Source organism: Streptomyces sp. NPDC093085 (assembly GCF_040683935.1).
GTDB lineage: Bacteria > Actinomycetota > Actinomycetes > Streptomycetales > Streptomycetaceae > Streptomyces.
In genome coordinates this window covers 377,192-391,612 of record NZ_JBFBFB010000001.1, presented here as the reverse complement: position 1 = coordinate 391,612, position 14,421 = coordinate 377,192, and the positions used below count along the sequence as shown (strand labels likewise).

Annotated in this window: 9 protein-coding genes; 4 read left to right on the top strand and 5 right to left on the bottom strand. The window is 69.5% G+C overall.

Annotated features, from left to right (window positions below):
- Positions 1 to 87: 87 nt before the first annotated feature.
- The gene (gene ngcE, locus AB0O07_RS01555) at positions 88 to 1,536 is read right to left on the bottom strand and encodes an N-acetylglucosamine/diacetylchitobiose ABC transporter substrate-binding protein (RefSeq protein WP_365625112.1); all 1,449 of its coding nucleotides are present in this window, start codon (positions 1,534 to 1,536) and stop codon (positions 88 to 90) included.
- Positions 1,537 to 2,030: 494 nt separating this feature from the next.
- Here ngcE and AB0O07_RS01550 point away from each other — a divergent pair, with 494 nt between their 5' ends.
- A complete protein-coding gene (locus AB0O07_RS01550; RefSeq protein WP_365625109.1) occupies positions 2,031 to 5,849 on the top strand; it encodes a GH92 family glycosyl hydrolase in 3,819 nt (1,272 codons plus the stop codon).
- 76 nt (positions 5,850 to 5,925) lie between these two features.
- Here AB0O07_RS01550 and AB0O07_RS01545 read toward each other — a convergent pair whose 3' ends face one another.
- The 4 genes from AB0O07_RS01545 to acnA form a co-directional block, all read right to left on the bottom strand.
- Positions 5,926 to 8,121, bottom strand: a complete 2,196-nt coding sequence (locus AB0O07_RS01545) for a tetratricopeptide repeat protein (RefSeq protein ID WP_365627879.1) — start codon at positions 8,119 to 8,121, stop codon at positions 5,926 to 5,928.
- A gap of 228 nt (positions 8,122 to 8,349) precedes the next feature.
- Positions 8,350 to 8,982, bottom strand: a complete 633-nt coding sequence (locus AB0O07_RS01540) for a DUF6879 family protein (protein ID WP_365625106.1) — start codon at positions 8,980 to 8,982, stop codon at positions 8,350 to 8,352.
- Entirely contained in the window at positions 8,975 to 9,244 is a 270-nt protein-coding gene (locus AB0O07_RS01535) for a hypothetical protein (RefSeq protein ID WP_365625103.1), read from the bottom strand. Before AB0O07_RS01535 ends, AB0O07_RS01540 begins: the two co-directional genes overlap by 8 nt.
- A gap of 191 nt (positions 9,245 to 9,435) precedes the next feature.
- On the bottom strand, positions 9,436 to 12,150 hold the full coding sequence (gene acnA, locus AB0O07_RS01530) for an aconitate hydratase AcnA (RefSeq protein ID WP_365625100.1): 2,715 nt from the start codon (positions 12,148 to 12,150) through the stop codon (positions 9,436 to 9,438).
- A 396-nt stretch (positions 12,151 to 12,546) separates the two neighbouring features.
- Between acnA and AB0O07_RS01525 the strand changes: the two genes are divergently transcribed.
- The 3 genes from AB0O07_RS01525 (at position 12,547) to AB0O07_RS01515 (ending at position 14,414) form a co-directional block, all read left to right on the top strand.
- A complete protein-coding gene (locus tag AB0O07_RS01525) occupies positions 12,547 to 13,449 on the top strand; it encodes a TIGR03619 family F420-dependent LLM class oxidoreductase (protein WP_365625097.1) in 903 nt (300 codons plus the stop codon).
- A 103-nt stretch (positions 13,450 to 13,552) separates the two neighbouring features.
- A complete protein-coding gene (locus AB0O07_RS01520; protein WP_365625094.1) occupies positions 13,553 to 13,993 on the top strand; it encodes a helix-turn-helix transcriptional regulator in 441 nt (146 codons plus the stop codon).
- Positions 13,994 to 14,003: 10 nt separating this feature from the next.
- Complete coding sequence (locus AB0O07_RS01515) at positions 14,004 to 14,414, top strand: VOC family protein (protein ID WP_365625091.1); 411 nt, start codon at positions 14,004 to 14,006, stop codon at positions 14,412 to 14,414.
- Positions 14,415 to 14,421: the final 7 nt, after the last annotated feature.

The following is a 14,421-nucleotide window of genomic DNA, read 5'->3' as shown; positions in this document are numbered from 1 at the left end:
CGTGCCGCTCTGGGACCCCGTACGACGGACCGTGTCCGGGGGACCCCGCCCGTCTCGTACGTACGGGGTCCCCGGACGCTTCCGCCGCTACCGGTGCTTGTAGTGCTTGATGGAGGTGTCCTTGGCCGTGGCGTCCGCGAACTCCTGGCACTTCTTGACCGCCTCGGCGGGCGTCATACGCCCGGCCATCATCTCGCCGAGCACGCCCACCCCGATCTTCTGCTTCTGGAGCTCGACGTACCAGTCCTGCATGCGCGGGTTGAGCACGTTGTCACCCGCCTTGGCGAGCGCGTCGACGCCGGACTGGAGCGCGGTGGAGAGGGAGAGGCCGTCGGTGCCGCCGTTGAACGCCGTAAGGGAACTCACCTTGGAGGTGAAGTTCTTCGAGGACGCCTCGCTCAGCATGATGCGGAGCTGCTCCATGCCGCCGTCCGGGTTCTTGGCCTTGGCGGGCACGATGAAGGGTTCGCCGCCGGAGGCCCAGAGCGTACCGAAGGGGAGCTTGTCGGAGCTGTCCAGGCTGGAGGGGGCTGCCACCTTCATCTGGAAGTCCTTGGGCGTGGTCTTCGCCGCCTCGTTCTCCACCCAGGAACCGTTGGGGAGGAAGAGCGCCTTGCCCTCGGTCCACGCGGTCTGCGACTGCGTGTGGTCGAGTCCGGGGGTGCCCTGGAGGATGTACCCCTTCTTGAAGAGTTCGAAGTACGCCTCGAAGGCGGACTTCACGGCCGGGTGCTTCCAGGCGTTCGGCTCCAGGTTGTCGATGGAGTCGAGGACTTCACGGCCGCCGATCTTCCCGATGAACGGGTAGAGGGAGAACGGGATGTAGTACGGGTACTTGCCGGCGTACGTCCATCCGGCGATGCCCTTCTTCTTGGCCTTCTCGCAGAGGGCCAGCATCGCGTCCCAGTCCTCGGGGTACTCGGCGTCGAGCTTGTCGAGCGCGGTCTGCGAGTACCAGACGCCGTACACCGTGTAGGCGTAGTACATGATCCAGACCGGGTCGCCGTCGAGCTGGCCCATCTCCAGGACGCCGGGGCGCAGCGTGTCGCGGACCTTCTTCGACGGGTCGTCGTACGACGGGGCGTCCATCAGCGGCGTCAGGTCGGCGAGCTGCTTCTTGCCGGCGAGGACGCCCATGTCCATCTGCTCGGCGCCGGAGTTGTCGATCAGGTCGGGCGGGCTGCCGCCGTTGAAGCGTGGTTGCAGCTCGGACTGGATCTTCTGGGTCGAGGAGAACTTCACCTCGGCCTTGGGGTAAGCCGTCTCGTACTGCTTGACGGCGTCCTGCCCGTACTCCGTGCCGAACCCGCCGTTGAAGAGCACGAAGTCGAGCGGCGCGGAGTCGTTGACGCCGAGCGGGTTCTTCTCGGAGGTCTTGCCCTTCTCGACCTTCTTGTCGCTTCCGCTGTCGCTGCTCGCACAGGAGGCGAGGAAGCTCATCGTCGGAACGGTGATCAGGCCGATCGCGGCGGACCGCTTGATCACATCACGGCGGCCGAGGCCCGCGTTGTCGTTTCGGGCGGAGGTGGATCCCATGCTCAAGTCCTCGCCTTCTCCAGGACTCAGGCGGTGTACCGGTCGCCCGTCCTTCTCTGAGGAGAAGGGCTCCGCCACCGCGTTCGAATGAAGCTGGGTGGTACAGGAATATCGTGCTGGATCGTGTTCGGCCTTCAGGCGCGGACGCGACAGGTATAGTCCATTTCCTGTGAAGTGAGCAAGATCAAGAGCGGGTTTGGGCGGCAGTCTTTCCCTAGTTGAGACCTCCCTGACATCCGCGCCGTCCGGCCGCGCGCCGTCGCGCCCCGGCGCCACCCCGACGTCGCCCCGGCGCCGCCCCCCGCGCCCTCTCCGGAGCCCTGCCGTCCGGTGGCTCCGGACACGCCGCTCCTCCAACACCCTTGACACCACTGTGCACTTAGCCCCTACTGGACCCTGCGCCTCTGGTTTGACAACGTTGTCCGACTCGGTCCGCAGGAGGAAGACTCGGTATGCCCGGTACGCAGCCCAGACCTGGACTCCGCCCCCGACGAATGCCCCTGGCCGCCCTGTTGGCGGCTGCCTCACTGCTCGTCGCGACCGCCCCGTCCGCCGCCGCGGTGCCGCACGCCGCGTCCGGGCCGCGGCCCGCCGACACCACGTTCGCCTCCTCGTTCGAGCCGGAGGAACGCCAGCCGGATTGGCGCAACACCGTCGAGGTCGGCCCCGACGGGGCGAAACGGTCCTCCGGGGTCGACGGCGGCTTCGTCGACGGGATCCCCGGCAATGTCACCGACCGGGTGATCGCCCTGCGCGCGAGCGGGGAGAACACCGGCGGCGGGGAGACCAAGGAGAACCTGGTCGATGTGCGCCCCGCCACCAAGTGGCTGGCGTTCACCCCCACCGCCTGGGTCGAGTTCGACCTGGACGCGCCCGTCAAGGTCGTCACCTACGCCCTGACGTCGGCCAACGACCACCCCGAGCGCGACCCGAAGAACTGGACGCTCCAGGGCTCGGCGGACGGCAAGGAGTGGAAGGACCTGGACACCCGTACGGGCCAGAGCTTCCCCGAGCGCTTCCAGACCCGTACGTACGACCTCGACGCGGCGGCGGTGTCCACGTACGCGCACTACCGGCTGGACATCACGGCGAACAACGGGGCCTCCGACGCCACCCAGTTGGCGGATGTGCAGTTCTCGAACGGCGATACGAGCGCTCCCACGCCCGAGGACATGCGCACCCAGGTCGACCGGGGGCCCGTCGGCTCCCCCACCGCGAAGTCCGGGGCCGGGTTCACCGGGGCGCGGGCGCTGAAGTACTCCGGGACGCACCGGGGCGAGGGGCGCGCGTACTCGTACAACAAGGTCTTCGACGTCGACGTGGCGGTACGGCGGGACACGGCGCTCTCGTACCGGATCTACCCCGCGATGGCCGAGACGGACCTGAACTACCCCTCCACGCATGTCTCGGTGGACCTCGCCTTCACGGACGGCACCTATCTGAGCGACCTCAAGGCCGCCGACGCGCACGGCGGGGCGCTCACCCCGCAGGGCCAGGCGGACGCGAAGCGGCTCTACGTCAACCAGTGGAACCAGGTCGACGCCCGGATAGGGCAGGTCGCGCAGGGCAGGACGGTGGCGCGGATCCTGGTCGCGTACGACTCCCGTACCGGACCCGCGCAGTTCGAGGGGTGGATCGACGACATCACCCTGGCGCCCAAGGCGGCCGAGAAGCCGCTCGCGCGCGTCTCCGAGTACGCGTCGACGGTGCGCGGCACCAACTCCAGCGGCTCGTTCTCGCGCGGCAACAACTTCCCCGCGACGGCGGTCCCGAACGGCTTCAACTTCTGGACGCCGGTGACCAACGCGGGGTCCACGAGCTGGCTCTACGAGTACAGCCGGGCCAACAACGCCGACAACCTGCCCACTCTCCAGGCGTTCGCGGCAAGTCATGAGCCGAGCCCGTGGATGGGCGACCGGCAGACCTTCCAGTTCATGCCGTCGGTGGACGCGGGCACGCCGAACGCCTCCCGTACGGCGCGGGCGCTCCCCTTCCGCCACGAGAAGGAGAGCGCGAAGCCGTACCGCTACGGCGTGACCTTCGAGAACGGCCTGAAGACGGAGATCGCCCCGACCGACCACGCGGCGATCGTGCGCACCACCTATCCGGGTGAGAACGCGTCCATGATCCTCGACAACGTCTCCAACGCGGGCGGGCTCACCCTCGACCCGGCGACCCGCTCCTTCACCGCGTACTCCGATGTGCGCAGCGGCCTGTCGACCGGCGCGACCCGGCTCTTCGTGTACGGCGTCTTCGACGCGCCGGTCACCGCGAGCGGTTCGCTGACCGGCGGCGGGGGCGCGAATGTCACCGGTTACCTCCGCTTCGACGCGGGCGCCGACCGCACCGTCACGCTCCGCGTGGCGACCTCGCTGATCAGCGTCGACCAGGCGAAGAAGAACCTGGCCGCCGAGATCCCGGACGGCAGCCGCTTCGAGCGGATCGCGGACCGGGCGCAGGGGGCGTGGGACGACATCCTGGGCCGGGTCCGGGTGGAGGGCGCCGACCACGACCAGCTCGTGACGCTCTACTCCAACCTCTACCGGCTCTACCTGTACCCCAACTCGGGCTTCGAGAACACGGGTTCGACGGCGCGCCCGAAGCAGAGCTACGCGAGCCCCTTCTCCCCGAAGACGGGCACGGACACCCCCACCCAGACCGGCGCGAAGATCGTGGACGGCGAGATCTATGTGAACAACGGCTTCTGGGACACGTACCGGACCACCTGGCCGGCGTACTCCTTCCTCACCCCGAAGAAGGCCGGAAAGCTGGTCGACGGGTTCGTGCAGCAGTACAAGGACGGCGGCTGGATCTCCCGCTGGTCCTCCCCCGGCTACGCGGATCTGATGACCGGCACCAGTTCCGATGTGGCGTTCGCGGACGCGTACCTCAAGGGCGTGGACTTCGACGCGAAGGCGGCGTACGAGGCGGCGCTGAAGAACGCGACGGTGGCGCCGCCGAGTTCGGGCGTGGGCCGCAAGGGGACGGAGACCTCGACGTTCCTCGGGTACACCTCGACGGAGACCCACGAGGGGCTGTCCTGGGCGCTGGAGAGCTATCTCAACGACTACGGCATCGCGAAGATGGGCGAGGCGCTGTACAAGAAGACGGGCGAGAAGCGGTACCAGGAGGAGTCCGCGTACTTCCTCAACCGCGCCCAGAACTATGTCTCGCTCTTCGACGAGCGGATCGGCTTCTTCCAGGGCCGGAACCTGAAGGGCGACTGGCGGCTCTCCCCGGACACGTACGACCCGCGGGTGTGGGGGTACGACTACACGGAGACGAACGGCTGGGGGTACGCCTTCACGGCCCCGCAGGACTCGCGCGGACTTGCCAACCTGTACGGCGGCCGGGCAGGTCTGGCCGAGAAGCTCGACACGTACTTCTCGACGCCGGAGACGGGCGGCCGGGAGATCGCGGGGTCGTACGGCGGCGTCATCCACGAGATGACGGAGGCGCGTGACGTACGGATGGGCCAGTACGGCCACTCCAACCAGCCCTCCCACCATGCCGCGTACATGTACGACGCGGCCGGCCAGCCGTGGAAGACCCAGGAGAAGGTCCGCGAGGTGCTGAGCCGCCTCTACACCGGCAGCGAGATCGGCCAGGGGTATCTGGGCGACGAGGACAACGGCGAGCAGTCGGGGTGGTACGTCTTCTCGGCGCTGGGCTTCTATCCGCTGGTGATGGGGGGCGGGGAGTACGCGATCGGGTCGCCGCTCTTCACCAAGGTGACGGTCCGGATGGACAACGGCCGCACCCTGGTGATCAAGGCGCCGAAGAACAGCGCGAAGAACATCTACGTCCAGTCGCTGAAGGTCAACGGAAAGCCCTGGACCTCGACGGCCCTCCCGCACAAGGCCCTGTCGCAAGGCGGCACCCTCGACTTCACGATGGGCCCGAAGCCTTCCACCTGGGCCACCGGCCGCACCGCGGGCCCGGTCTCCATCACGCGGGACGACACCGTCCCCACCCCCCGCACCGACGCCCTGACCGGCACGGGCCCCCTCTTCGACAACACCTCGCGCACGGAGACCCGGGTCGACACGGTGGACCTCCCGGTGACCTCCCCCACGAAGGCGGTCCAGTACACCCTGACCTCGGCAACGGCGGCACAGGCCCCGAAGGGCTGGACGGTACAAGGCTCCACGGACGGCACCACCTGGCACACCCTGGACTCCCGCAAGGCCGAATCCTTCACCTGGGACCGCCAGACCCGCGCCTTCACACTGCCGCACCCGGGCACCTACGCGAAGTACCGCCTGGTGACGACGGAACCGGGCACCCTGTCGGAGGTGGAGCTGCTGCACTGACGACGACACTCACGTCCGTACGATCCGAGGGCCGTGCTCCGTACACGTAGGTACGGGGCACGGCCCTCGGGCCGGGTCACTCCGGCCGGACGGCGGCGAGATCGCGCCCCACCCGGTCACGCAGGGCCGTGGCCCGGGGGTCGTCGTAGCCGTCGAGGAGGCTCAGCACCCGCGTCCAGTGGCGCGCCGAGCCGGCCGGGTCGTCGGCGCGGAGCGTGGCGGCGAGCCCGTCCAGCGCCTGCGCCTCGTCCCAGGGGTCGCCCAGCTCCTGATGGGCGGTGGCGGCCATCCGGTGGAAGTGCGCGGCCTCCTCGTCCCGGCCGAGTGTGCGGTAGGCGAGGGCCGTGCGCTGCCATGCCTGGGCTTCCCTGCCGCGGTTGCCGAGGCGACGGTGGAGCGTCGCGGAGCGCTGGTACGACTCCAGGGCGTCCGGGAGCGCGCCGCTCGCGCGCTGCGCGTCGCCCAGGGGCAGCAGCCAGTACCCCTCCAGCCGGTGGTCGCGCAGGACGAGGGCGATGTCCACGGCGGCCCGCGCCGCCCCGAGCGCCTTCTCCGTCTCACCCCGCTCGCACTCGATCTGGCTCAGCAGCCGCAGGATGTTGCCCTCGCCGCGCGGGTTCTCCAGCGCCCGGTGGGCCTGGAGCGCCTGCCGGGTGACGGTGGCGGCCTCGGGCAGCCGCCCGGCTCCGTAATGGGTGCTGGCGAGGTTGGAGAGCGCGGTGGCCGCCCAGTGGGCGGCCTCCCGCTCCTGGAAGATCTCGATGGCCTGCTCGAAGTGGTCGGCCGCCTGGGCGAGTTGACGGCTGCGCAGATGGAAGAGGCCGATCAGGTTGAGCGCATGGGCCTCGCCGAGCCGGTCCCCGAGTTCACGCCAGATCAGCAGGGCGCCGTGGTGGCTGTCGTGGCTCTCGGGGAGGCGGTCGACCCGGGTGTAGCTCATACCCAGCTCCGTGAGGAGCCGGGCTTCCGCGGCGCGGTCGCCGAGGCGCTGCGCGGCGGCGAGTCCGATCCGGCCGATGTCGAGCCAGTCCGCCGTCGGGGAGGAGGGGAAGCGCGCGTTCGCCAGTACCGCGGCGAGTTGCCAGGCGAGTTCGCCGTGTCCTGTGGTGGCGGCGGTGCGTACGGCGTGCAGGAGGTTGCTGTCCTCGCGTTCGGCCCAGTCGACCGCCGCGTCGTACCCCGGGAAGGTCTGCGGCCGTACCCCGTCGGCGGAAGGGGTGAGGTCCAGGTGGGGTTCGGCGGGGCTGATCCAGCTCTGGGCGGCGTCCGCGCTGTGCAGATACCAGTCGAGGACGCGACGAAGCGCGGCGTTCCGCTCCTCGGCCGGCTCGTCCCGCGTCGCCCGGTCGGTGGCGTAGGCGCGCAGCAGGTCGTGGAACTGATAGCGGTCGGGGCCGGTCTGCTCCAGGAGATGGGCGCCGACGAGCGAGTCCAGCAGCGCTCTGCCACGGGCGGGGGTCAGCGCGCCGAGCGACACGGCCGCGTGCAGGCCGAATTCGGGGCCCGGGTGGAGTCCGAGCAGCCGGAAGAGCCGGGCGGCCTGGTCGGGCAGGGCCCGGTAGGACCATGCGAAGACCGTACGGACAGCTTCCGCTTCTTCGTCGTCCCCGGTGCTGAGGGCGTCCCACAGGGCGCTCTCGTCCCGTAGATCGGCGATCAGGTCGTCCAGCCGCAGGTGCGGCTGGCTCGCGGCGCGTTCTGCGGCGATACGGAGCGCCAGGGGCAGCCGGGCGCACAGTTCGGCCAGTTCGGTGAGCTTGTCCGCGTCGTCCTCCGGCCGGTATCCGGCGGTGACGGCGCGGAGCAGGGAGACGGCCTCCGGCTGGGGCAGGGTGCCGAGCGTCAGCCGGCGCGCCCCGTCGCGGACGGCCAGTCCGGAGAGCCGGCTGCGACTGGTCACGAGGACCAGGCAGCCCTTGCTGCCCGGCAGCAGCGGGCGGACCTGGGCGACGGTGGCGGCGTTGTCGAGGACGACGAGTACCCGCCGGTCGGCCAGGAGCGAGCGGTAGAGCGCGGCGGCGGTGTCCTGGTCCTGGGGCACCGAGTCGGGGCGTACTCCCAGCGCGGGCAGGAACCGGTGCAGTGCTTCCTGGGCCGTGACCGGCTCCCCCGGGTCGTAACCGCGCAGGTTGACGTAGAGCTGCCCGTCGGGAAAGCGCTCCTGGACCTGGTGGGCCCAGTGCAGCGCGAGCGAGGTCTTTCCGGCCCCCGCGGTGCCCGCGATGACGCAGACGGAGATGACCAGCGGCCGGCCCGCCTCGTCGGCCAGCACGGCGTTCAATTCGCCGAGTTTGCCCACTCGGTTGACGAACTGCCGTACATCGGCCGGTAGCTGTCGCGGAGTGGGTGGTGCGGAAGCGTCGCCGCCCGGAATGCCTCGCTCGTGGAAATGGATTCCGCCGCTGACGTTTCCGGCCTGTACGACATCGCGAGAATTCCCCGACAGGTCGTTCCGTGACGTGTCGGGGTGATTCTCGCTCCCGTGGGACTCGTTGATCGCCTAATCCGCCTTCGGTGTCGGCGGGGGAAGGTGGGCCACCTCTCGGTCGAAGTAGCTCGTCACCTCCTCGCCCGCACGGTAGAGGTACTTGATGTAGCTTTCCCAGCCCTTGATGATGTCGGGGTCGCTGTGACGGACCGCACCGTCGGGCACTCCGGATTCGGTGTAGATCACCTCGTACAGCACGTCGCCGCCGAGTACGACCAATTCCGGCAGGAGGCCGCCGTTCTCCGAGGAGGCCACCGCCCCTGCGCCGATCACCCGCACCCGCATCCCGCATGCGGCCTGTTGCCGCAACGAGTGCAGTTCCCACTGGAGATAGGGCGTCAGCGGCTGTTCGACCACGCGTACCCGGTGGAAGAGGGAACGGCGACGCTCGTCTTCGCGGGCGACGGCCAGCAGTTTCTCCCGGCGCTCCGCCATGAGCCGCAGCGATTCCGCCCACTCCCCTCGGGAGAGCGCGTCGCGACTGGGGCTGCCCTGTTCCTCGAAGTGCTGCCGACGCTCCAGTTTCCACGAGTCGCGGCCAATGATCGCCGCATCCCGCTCCCGGAACTCGCGTTTGTAGGCCTCCCTGGAAAGGCGCACACCCTGTTCGCGACGGAGGGCGGCCGGGGCGCCGAGATCAAGCATCGGCGATATCCGGTTTGGCGGCCCGGAGCATGTTTCCGGGAATGACCACGAGCCGCTCGTCGGCGGCGAGGGCGACCCCCTCCGGAAGTCGCGGCGCGTAGTGGGATGTGAGGTCCCTGCCGATGACGGCGATATCGCCGTTGTCGAGCTGCCAGATGTCCGGGCACTCGTCTTTCCCGTCGGAATTCCCCAGCTCCTTCGCCGACTTTCCCAGCCGGCGGAGAAATAACGCCGAGGGGTCCGCTTCCCAGGTGCGCCGCATCGCTGCCTCCACTCGATGGTGATTGAACACGCAACCGGTATCCATTATATATGCGGTCGATTACGGAGAGCAACGTACGGGGGCTCTTTCACGCCACCCCGTTTCTTGCCCGTACAGCCCGAGGGCCGTGTCCCGTACACATACGTACGGGGCACGGCCCTCGGGGGTGGGGCGGCGGGTGCCGGGAGGGGCTACTTGCGGATCAGGCTGCGCAGGACGTACTGCATGATGCCGCCGTTGCGGTAGTAGTCCGCCTCGCCCGGGGTGTCGATGCGGACGACCGCGTCGAACTCGATGCCGGTGTCCGTGGTCACCTTGACGGTGCGCGGGGTGGTGCCGTTGTTGAGTTCGGTGACGCCGGTGAAGGTGAAGGTCTCCTCGCCGGTGAGGCCGAGGGACTGGGCGGAGGCGCCTTCCGGGTACTGGAGGGGGAGGACGCCCATGCCGATGAGGTTCGAGCGGTGGATGCGCTCGTACGACTCGGCGATGACGGCCTTGACGCCGAGGAGCGCGGTGCCCTTGGCGGCCCAGTCGCGGGAGGAGCCGGAGCCGTACTCCTTGCCGGCCAGGACGACCAGCGGGGTGCCCTGCGCGATGTAGTTGCGCGAGGCGTCGTAGATGAAGGAGACCGGGGCGCCGTCCACCGTGAAGTCGCGGGTGTAGCCGCCCTCGGTGCCCGGTGCGATCTGGTTGCGCAGGCGGATGTTGGCGAACGTACCCCGGATCATGACCTCGTGGTTGCCGCGCCGGGAACCGTACGAGTTGAAGTCGCGGCGCTCGACGCCGTGCTCCGTGAGGTAGGCGCCGGCCGGGGTGTCGGCCTTGATGGCGCCGGCCGGGGAGATGTGGTCGGTGGTGACCGAGTCGCCCAGCTTGGCGAGGACCCGCGCGCCGGTGATGTCGGTGACCGGCGTGGTCTCCATCGTCATGCCCTCGAAGTACGGGGGCTTGCGGACGTAGGTGGACTGCGGGTCCCACTCGAAGGTGTTGCCGGTGGGGATCGGCAGCGCCTGCCACTGGGCGTCGCCCGCGAAGACGTCCTGGTAGGACTTGCTGAACATGTCCTCGCCGATGGCGTTCGCCACGACGTCGTTGACCTCGGCCTCGGTGGGCCAGATGTCCTGGAGGTAGACGGGCTTGCCGTCCTGGTCGGTGCCGAGGGCGTCCTTGGTGATGTCCACCTTCATGGAGCCCGCGATGGCGTACGCGACGACCAGCGGCGGGGAGGCCAGGTAGTTCATCTTGACGTCGGGGTTGATCCGGCCCTCGAAGTTGCGGTTGCCGGAGAGCACCGAGGTGACCGCGAGGTCGTGCTCGTTGACCGCCTTGGAGACCTCGTCGGGGAGCGGGCCCGAGTTGCCGATGCAGGTGGTGCAGCCGTAACCGACCAGGTTGAAGCCGACCTTGTCGAGGTACGGGGTGAGGCCCGCCTTGTCGAAGTAGTCGGTGACGACCTTGGAGCCGGGGGCGAGGGTGGTCTTGACCCAGGGCTTGCGGCTCAGGCCCTTCTCGACGGCCTTCTTGGCGACGAGCGCGGCGGCGACCATCACATACGGGTTCGAGGTGTTGGTGCAGGAGGTGATCGCGGCGACGGTGACGGCGCCGTGGTCGATCTCGTACGTCGTGCCGTCGGGGGCCGTGACCAGGGTCGGGCGGGTCGGCACGCCGTTGGCGGAGGCGGGGGCGTCGGAGGCCGGGAAGGACTCCTTGCCCGCCTCCTCGTCGTCGGAGACGTAGTTCCGTACGTCCTCGGCGAACTTCGCCTTGGCCTCGGCGAGGACGATGCGGTCCTGGGGGCGCTTGGGGCCCGCGATGGAGGGGACGACCGTGGAGAGGTCCAGCTCCAGCTTCTCGGAGAAGTCGGGCTCGGCGGCCGGGTCGAGCCAGAGGCCCTGCTCCTTGGCGTACGCCTCGACGAGGGCGACCTGCTGCTCGTCACGGCCGGTCAGGCGGAGGTACTTCAGCGTCTCGCCGTCGATCGGGAAGGTCGCGGCGGTGGAGCCGAACTCCGGCGACATGTTGCCGATGGTGGCGCGGTTGGCGAGGGAGGTCGCGGCGACGCCCTCACCGTAGAACTCGACGAACTTGCCGACTACGCCGTGCTTGCGGAGCATCTCGGTGATCGTGAGGACCAGGTCGGTGGCGGTGGTGCCGGCGGGCAGCTCCCCGGTCAGCTTGAAGCCGACGACGCGCGGGATGAGCATGGAGACCGGCTGGCCGAGCATCGCGGCCTCGGCCTCGATGCCGCCGACGCCCCAGCCCAGCACGCCCAGGCCGTTGACCATGGTGGTGTGCGAGTCGGTGCCGACGAGGGTGTCGGGGTACGCCTGGCCGTTGCGGACCATGACCGTACGGGCCAGGTGCTCGATGTTGACCTGGTGCACGATGCCGGTGCCCGGCGGGACGACCTTGAACTCGTCGAACGCGGTCTGGCCCCAGCGCAGGAACTGGTAGCGCTCCCGGTTGCGGCCGTACTCCAGCTCGACGTTCTGCGCGAACGCCTCGTGGGTGCCGAACTTGTCGGCGATGACGGAGTGGTCGATGACCATCTCGGCCGGGGCGAGCGGGTTGATCTTCGCCGGGTCGCCGCCGAGCGCCTTCACGGCCTCGCGCATGGTGGCGAGGTCGACCACGCAGGGCACACCGGTGAAGTCCTGCATGATCACGCGGGCCGGCGTGAACTGGATCTCCTGGCTCGGCTGCGCCTGGGAGTCCCAGGAGCCGATGGAGCGGATGTGGTCGGCGGTGATGTTCGCGCCGTCCTCGGTGCGGAGCAGGTTCTCCAGCAGCACCTTCAGGCTGTACGGCAGACGGGCGGAGCCCTCGACCTTGTCCAGCCTGAAGATCTCGTACGACTCGTCGCCCACGCGCAGCGTGCTGCGGGCGTCGAAGCTGTTCGCCGACACGACAGTCTCCTTCATCAATGTGCACGTACTACGTCATGCTGCCGCCACGGCCCCTCATCGATCCGCTAAGGTAAGGCTTAGTTAGGCAAGCCTTACCGGGCGACGGTCGCGGTACGTCCTCGGTAGATATCTCGATGTCGAGATAACTCTAGTACATGACCGCTGCCCGGTCATGCCCGGACCCGCCTCCGAGGGTCCCGGGCGGGTCCGGGGTGGGCCCGGGGTGCATCTGGGGTGCGTCCGGGTGAGGCCCGTAGGGGCAGCCTTCTTCCGATCATTCGCCGAACTGCCCTTGTCAGGAAGGCGCGAGACTAGGGTGAGAGTCGCTCGAAGACGATCACGTCGGAGCGGAGCCGAAGTGTGCCGCCCCGGCGGCACACGCACGTGAAGGGCACCATGAAGATAGGTTTCGCGCTCCCCCAGTTCCACCGCCAGGCGTACGGAATCGACCGGACCGCCGAGTTCGCCACCGCGATCGAGGAGGCCGGGGGCGCCAGCCTCTGGGTGGGGGACCGCAATCTGGCGGCGGTCAGCCCCTCCGTGGGGTACGGCGGGCAGGGGACCACCATTCCGGCGGAACTGAACCCCTCCGCCGACCCGTTCGTCCTGCTCGGGATCGCCGCGTCCGCGACCAGCCGGGTGCTGCTGGGCTCGCATGTCCTCATCGCCCCGCTCTATCCGCCCGTTCAGCTCGCCCGGTCGCTGACGACGATCGACCTGATCAGCGGCGGGCGGCTGCTGCCCGGCTTCGGGATCGGCTGGTCCCCCGAGGAGTACCAGGCGGCGGGGCTCGACTTCACCCGGCGCGGCGCCCGCATGGAGGAGCTGCTCGACGCCCTCGACGCCATCTGGACCACCGACCCGGCGCGGTACGAGGGCGACCAGATCTCCGTGCCCGAGCACCACTCGCCCCTGAAGCCGGCGCGCCGGCCCCGGCCGCCCTTCTATCTGGGCGCGATGTCCGAGCGCGCCCTGCGCCGGGTCGCCCGGCGTGGCGACGGCTGGCTGCCGCTGGTCGTCGTCCCGAGCTATGTCGACGTGGACGGCCTGATCGCGCAGCGCAAGCTGCTGGACGAGCTGGCGGCGGGGCACGGGCGCGCCCCGCGGGCCATCGACACGGTGCTGCGGGTGAACATCGACGCGGGCACGAGCACGGAGAAGGTCGCCGAGGCGGTCAAGGACATTCACGAGCGGACCGGGATCGACCACTTCATGATCGACTCGATGTACGACGTGGACACCGTGGACGGCTCCGTGGAGCACGCCCGGGAGATCCTCGCGCTCGTCGGGAAGGGCTGAGCGGGGGGAGAGAGGGAGCTGGGGCGGGGGCCGGGGCCGGTGCGGGGGCTTCCGCTCCGTTGCCGGCCCCGGCGGCGCGCGGGCCGGGTGTTAGCGTCGCGGCATGGACCCGCACGAGCTCGACACCCTCGTCCGCCTGCGCCAGGCGCGCGACCTGATCGACCGCGCGTACGCACGCCCGCTCGACGTGCCGACGATGGCCCGGCACGCGCTGATGTCGCCCGCCCACTTCTCGCGGCGGTTCCGGGCCGCGTACGGGGAGACGCCGTACAGCTACCTCATGACCCGGCGCATCGAGCGGGCGATGGCGCTGCTGCGCGCGGGGACGAGCGTGACGGACGCGTGCATGGAAGTCGGCTGTACGTCGCTCGGCTCGTTCAGCTCGCGGTTCAGCGAACTCGTCGGGGAGTCGCCGAGCGCGTACCGCGCGCGGCGGCACGAGGCGGTCGCCGCGATGCCGCCCTGTCTGGCGAAGGTGCACACCCGGCCGGCCAGGGACATACCGAGCAGGATTCGAGAAGCGGGGCGCGGGGCCGCCGCCTAGCGTTGCCGGTATGAACATCGCACTCCAGTACTGTCACATCACCGTCAACGACCCCGACGAGGCGCTCGGCTTCTACCGTGACGCGCTCGGCCTGGAGGTACGCAACGACGTCGCCTCCGGCGGGTTCCGCTGGGTCACGCTGGGCAGCCCCACCCAGCCCGGCCTGGAGATCGTCCTCTCCGAACCGCACGCGGGCCGCTCCCAGGCCGACGGCGACGCCTTGCAGGAACTGCTCACCAAGGGCGTGCTGTCGATGGTCGTCTTCCGCACCGACGACCTCGAAGCGGTCTTCGAGAAGGTGCGGCAGTCCGGCGCCGAGGTCCTCCAGGAACCCATCGACCAGCCATGGGGGCCGCGCGACTGCGCCTTCCGGGACCCCTCGGGGAACATGGTGCGCATCTCGCAGGAGCCGAAGGCGTAGCGGAGAC

What these genes read in the sequence shown, in the direction of transcription:
- ngcE (WP_365625112.1), bottom strand. Translation starts at nt 1,536, where the DNA reads ATGGGATCCACCTCCGCCCGAAACGACAACGCGGGCCTCGGCCGCCGT.
- AB0O07_RS01550 (WP_365625109.1), top strand. Translation starts at nt 2,031, where the DNA reads ATGCCCCTGGCCGCCCTGTTGGCGGCTGCCTCACTGCTCGTCGCGACC.
- AB0O07_RS01540 (WP_365625106.1), bottom strand. Translation starts at nt 8,982, where the DNA reads ATGCTTGATCTCGGCGCCCCGGCCGCCCTCCGTCGCGAACAGGGTGTG.
- AB0O07_RS01535 (WP_365625103.1), bottom strand. Translation starts at nt 9,244, where the DNA reads ATGCGGCGCACCTGGGAAGCGGACCCCTCGGCGTTATTTCTCCGCCGG.
- AB0O07_RS01525 (WP_365625097.1), top strand. Translation starts at nt 12,547, where the DNA reads ATGAAGATAGGTTTCGCGCTCCCCCAGTTCCACCGCCAGGCGTACGGA.
- AB0O07_RS01520 (WP_365625094.1), top strand. Translation starts at nt 13,553, where the DNA reads ATGGACCCGCACGAGCTCGACACCCTCGTCCGCCTGCGCCAGGCGCGC.
- AB0O07_RS01515 (WP_365625091.1), top strand. Translation starts at nt 14,004, where the DNA reads ATGAACATCGCACTCCAGTACTGTCACATCACCGTCAACGACCCCGAC.